Source organism: Algibacter sp., from assembly GCF_049667265.1.
Taxonomy (GTDB): Bacteria; Bacteroidota; Bacteroidia; order Flavobacteriales; family Flavobacteriaceae; genus Algibacter_B.
Map to the genome: position 1 here is coordinate 1 of NZ_JBATHX010000146.1, position 5,044 is coordinate 5,044.

6 protein-coding genes are annotated in these 5,044 nt (G+C 31.4%); 2 read left to right on the forward strand and 4 right to left on the reverse strand.

Features of this window, described 5'->3' with window-relative positions; translation table 11 throughout:
• Together wecB and WBN21_RS05290 are read right to left on the reverse strand one after the other, a co-directional pair.
• The coding region (wecB, locus tag WBN21_RS05285) for a non-hydrolyzing UDP-N-acetylglucosamine 2-epimerase (protein ID WP_424198239.1) at positions 1-1,058 on the reverse strand (1,058 nt) is incomplete at its 3' end.
• A complete protein-coding gene (locus WBN21_RS05290; protein ID WP_424198240.1) occupies positions 1,055-2,374 on the reverse strand; it encodes a phenylacetate--CoA ligase family protein in 1,320 nt (439 codons plus the stop codon). The genes WBN21_RS05290 and wecB, both read right to left, overlap by 4 nt.
• A gap of 86 nt (positions 2,375-2,460) precedes the next feature.
• On the opposite strand from WBN21_RS05290, the gene purD reads away from it, so the two are divergent.
• Positions 2,461-3,732 carry a phosphoribosylamine--glycine ligase gene (gene purD, locus WBN21_RS05295; RefSeq protein ID WP_424198241.1) on the forward strand — a complete coding sequence of 424 codons (1,272 nt, stop codon included), beginning with the start codon at positions 2,461-2,463 and terminating at the stop codon, positions 3,730-3,732.
• Here the strand turns inward: purD and WBN21_RS05300 are convergent.
• Positions 3,727-3,954, reverse strand: coding sequence for a DUF6341 family protein (locus WBN21_RS05300; protein WP_424198242.1), 228 nt, complete (start codon positions 3,952-3,954; stop codon positions 3,727-3,729). The two genes, purD and WBN21_RS05300, sit on opposite strands and share 6 nt — an antisense overlap.
• Before the next feature lie 73 nt (positions 3,955-4,027).
• Here WBN21_RS05300 and WBN21_RS05305 point away from each other — a divergent pair, with 73 nt between their 5' ends.
• A complete protein-coding gene (locus WBN21_RS05305; protein ID WP_424198243.1) occupies positions 4,028-4,951 on the forward strand; it encodes a DUF6427 family protein in 924 nt (307 codons plus the stop codon).
• Here WBN21_RS05305 and WBN21_RS05310 read toward each other — a convergent pair.
• Positions 4,940-5,044, reverse strand: a 105-nt coding sequence (locus WBN21_RS05310) for a uracil phosphoribosyltransferase (RefSeq protein ID WP_424198244.1), incomplete at its 5' end; no start/stop codon positions are given. The genes WBN21_RS05305 and WBN21_RS05310 overlap by 12 nt on opposite strands.

Sequence of the window (5,044 nt, forward strand, 5' to 3'; positions counted from 1 at the left end):
CGTTTTGCAGCTTTTCCATCCCAAAGCTCCGGGGTTTCACCTTGTTTCCAAGACCCTGAAAGTAACGTGTTAAATGCATTTTTTATTTTTTCAGAATCACCTCCAACTAAAATATTTGTTCCAATGGCACAAGTTTCAGGACGCTCTGTGCTATCTCGCAATGTAATACAAGGTACATTCATAACAGTAGTTTCTTCGGTAATTCCTCCAGAGTCTGTAACTACTGCCAAGGCATTTTTTACTAAATAATTAAACTCTAAATATCCTAATGGGTTTACATAATGTAAATTGTCGAAATTTAAATTTAAACCAGTTAAAAGCTTTTGTGTTCTTGGATGAACGGGAAAAATAATTGGGTAATCTTTTCCTAAAGTTACAATTTGAGTAATCAGTTTCTTTAATTGGTCTTCTTCATCAACATTACTTGGTCTATGAAGTGTCATAACCATATATTTTTTTAAAGATAAGTTTAAATCATTCCAAAGAGATGGTTTTTTTAGTCTAGCTTCGTTTTTTAATAAAGTGTCAATCATTACGTTACCAACAAAAAAGATATCCGATTTTGAAACACCTAATTTCATTAAGTTTTCATTGGCATAACTTGAAGTAGTGAAAAAATAATCGGTTAAACTATCGGTTACAATTCTATTTATTTCCTCTGGCATTTTCATATCTCCAGATCTAATTCCAGCTTCAACATGAGCGACTTTAATATGTGCTTTTTTAGCAACTATAGTGCAAGCCATTGTTGAGGTTACATCGCCAACAACCATTACTAAATCGCAAGGGTTTTGGTTTAATTCTTTTTCAAAACCAACCATAATGGCTGCAGTTTGTTCTGCTTGTGTACCACTTTTAACTTCTAAATTACTGTCTGGAAGCGGAATATTTAATTCTTCAAAAAAAGTACCGCTTAAATTTTTATCGTAGTGCTGTCCTGTATGTACAAGTCTATAATTAATATTAAAACCTTCCTTTTTTTTGTCTTGAAGAGCTTCAATAATAGGGGCAATTTTCATAAAATTTGGTCTTGCGCCAGCAACTATAGTAATATTCATTTATTTTGGTTTAGGTAGGATGTAAACTGTTTCAATTTACCACTTTTTGATCGAATTAATTTTTCTTGTCTTTCAAAGGTAATTGAAAGCCCTTTTTCAAGGTATTTTTCCATTTCGTCAGTTATAACTTTTATTTTTTCTTCAGAAAGCGTTTCAGAACTAACATATTTAACTTTAAAAACCTCGGTTTTGTGTTGTTCAATAACAAACTCTTTTACGTTTCCATCATCTTCAATAATACTTTTAGTAATATAATAAAACGTTAATCCTGCAGCTTTTTTTCCACTAGGTAAAATGGCAATATCATTAGTTCGTCCTGTCAATTTTTCTAGAATGGGCGTCTTGGAGGTGCTTTCTTTTGAAAGTATTCCAACATCACCAATATCATATCTAATAAACGGATGTGCTTTGTTATAAAGTGACGTAATTACAATACGACCTTCTTCACCGTAAGGTAAAACGTTGTTCTTTTCATCAAGAATTTCAACAAAAAGTGATTCGCTGTTAACTTGCCAATTTCCGTTTGGGTTTTCAAAAGCTATTAAATCTAATTCGGAAGCACCATATTCATTGATAATAGGAATGCCAAATTGGGTTTCCATCAATTTTTTGTCGTCTTCAAAAAGCATTTCTGAGGTTACCACACAAGCTTTTATTGAAGGACAAAAAGCTTTTAAAATGCATTTTTTCTTTTGAAGAAATTTTGCAAATAGCACAATGGAACTCGTATAACCATTAATATAATCAAATGGAGTAGATTTAAATTTTTCTAAATGTTTTTCAAAAGCTGTATCACTCAAATCAAAAACAGAAAAACGAAACCGACGGCTAAGTTTATCTTTAAAACGCTCTTTGTAATACCCTTTTTTATCTAAGGGAATTCCATAAAATCGTGCTTGTTTAGAATTATTGAAATCTAAATTATACCAACCAAATCGATTTTGTATAATAGCCCAAGTTAAGGCATGGCATAATTTATCTTTAGCAAAAACAAAAGGATCGCCTGAAGAGCCAGAGGTTTTATTAACGTAAATATTTTTATTCGTAAACCCTTTTGAAATCCTGTCTTTAAGTGGTTTTTGCAATTCTTTTTTAGTCATTACTGGAACCGAATTCCAATCAGAATCATCAATATTTTTTGCAAACCCTTTATAGAAGGCATTGTTTTTTAAATGATGTTTAACGATGGCTTGTTTTTTACTTTCAATATAAGCATTGAAATCGCTATCACTTATTTCTTGAATTGTATTCAACAAGCGCGTAGCTTTCTTGATTGGAAAGCCATTCAATTGTAAAGAAAAATCAAATAAATTCACATTAAAAACATATAATTTGTAAAGTAAATAAAAAATATTCGTGAATTCATGTCATTAATTTTATTTTTGCGGAAAGATCGAATACTATGAATATTTTAATACTTGGTTCTGGCGGAAGAGAACACACTTTTGCTTGGAAAATTGCTCAAAGTCCAAAATGCAAAAAACTTTTTGTAGCACCAGGCAATTCTGGAACAGCGCAAGTAGCAACAAATGTAAATATTGGTGTAACAGATTTTCCTGCTATTAAAGAATTAGTGTTAAATAATCGGATTGATCTAGTTGTTGTTGGGCCTGAAGATCCTTTGGTTCAAGGTATTCATGATTACTTTTTAAATGACCCTGCTATTAAGCATGTTTCAGTAATTGGGCCACAGCAAAAGGCTGCAGAATTAGAGGGAAGTAAAGAGTTCGCAAAAGAGTTTTTATACCGTCATAATATTCCAACCGCTGCTTATGAAAGTTTCACTAAAGAAACTGTAGAAAAAGGGTATGCTTTTTTAGAAACTTTAAATCCGCCATATGTTTTAAAAGCTGATGGATTAGCAGCAGGGAAAGGGGTTGTTATTTTGAACGATTTAAATGAAGCGAAAGCAGAATTAAAAAGTATGCTTGTTGATGCTAAATTTGGAGCAGCAAGCACAAAAGTAGTTATTGAAGAGTTTTTAGATGGTATAGAATTAAGTTGTTTTGTTTTAACCGACGGCCAAAACTATAAGATTTTACCAACTGCTAAAGATTACAAGCGTATTGGTGAAGGCGACACAGGATTAAATACAGGAGGCATGGGAGCCGTTTCTCCAGTACCTTTTGCCACAGATGAGTTTTTAACTAAAATTGAAGAACGCATTGTAAAACCAACAATTTCTGGTTTTAAAAAGGATAATTTACCTTATGTTGGATTTGTATTTATTGGACTTATTAAAGTTGGTAACGACCCTAAAGTGATTGAATATAACGTACGAATGGGCGATCCGGAAACCGAAGTTGTTTTACCAAGACTTAAGAATGATTTTGTTGAAATTTTACAAGCTATGGCGAATGGTACTTTAGATAAAATCAATATTGAAATTGATGAACGTGCAGCCACAACAATAATGACTGTTTCTGGCGGATATCCAGAAGCTTATGAAAAAGGCAAGGAAATTTCTGGTGTTGACACTATTAAAGACTCCATCGCGTTTCATGCTGGAGCCCAACTTAAAGATGGTAAAATTATAACTTCGGGTGGCCGTGTAATGGCAATAACCTCTTATGGAAATACGTACCAAGAGGCCATAAAAAAATCTTACCAAAGTATAGAAAAACTACATTTTGATAAGATGTATTATCGTAAAGATATTGGATTCGATTTATAAATAAGAGTGAGAAGATATACTTTTATCTTCTTCATTTTTATCATTGAAACCCTTAAGTTGCAGCATCCAGTATACCATAGCTACGAAGCCTACAATTATAAAAATCCAAGAAATTATATTAGCTCCAAACCAGCTTTCAAGTTCTAATGCTCTTAATGCATCAAAAGGTGCAAAAATAACATCAACAAATAAATCCTGTATAGCGTAAAAGAAATCTTTCATTTTGTGATAGTTTATTTATCACTAACCATTTTATAGTTAGTATATTTACCATGCAAAAATACAAAAACAGTTAATGATAACAAGTTTTTTTAAAAAATCTAGACCATTATATTTTGCGCTCGTTTTTTTGGTGGCATTTTTGGCATTTATTATTGCAAGAATAGAAAGCCTAAATGAGGGATTATATTTTGATTCTATTTCAAAGCAACTCCTGCTTCTTTTAATTGTTTTTGGCTCTATTTTTCTATTAAACTTTATAGTAAACAAGAATAGTCTAACCAATAAGCACAATTATGATATCTTGTTGTTTAGCCTTTTTTTACTATTTATAACTCAAACTACTAGCGACTCCAATGTGTTACTGTCAAACTTTTTTGTTTTATTAGGTTTAAGAAGAATTGTAAGTTTACGTTCTCCAAAAAATACAAAGAAAAAACTTTTTGATGCTGCTTTTTGGATTGCTATTGCAACCTTATTTTATTTCTGGGCTATTCTGTTTTTTGTTTTAATAATTTTATCACTCGTATTATATACAGATAATAATTTAAGGCATTGGATAATTCCTTTTTTAGGGTTAGCATCCGTTTTTATTGTTTGTAGTGCTGTTTCAGTTGTATTATACGATAGTTTTTTGCTTGTATTTGATATGTCAGCAGGAACTAGTTATGATTTTAGTAGTTATAATTCTATTCAATATTTAATAGCAATTACCGTGTTGTTATCTTTTGGTGTTTGGTCTTCATTTTTTTACTTGAATAATATTAAAAAGAAGAAAAAGGCATTTAGGGCTTCATTTAAAACCATTATTGCGGCCGCAGTTATTGGGTTTTTAATAGTAATTCAGGCACCTAATAAAAATGGGAGTGAGTTTTTATTTTTATTTGCTCCGTTGGCTATTATAATTGCCAACTACATTGAAGTTATTCAAGAAAAATGGTTTCAAGAAATATTTTTAGCCGTTTTAATGGTACTTCCTTTTATCTTATTAATGTTGTAATTTTTTACCAAAAGCCAAATCTCCAGCGTCGCCCAGACCAGGAATTATATAGCCTTTCTCATTTAGTTTTTCATCTATGGTGGCAATCCATAA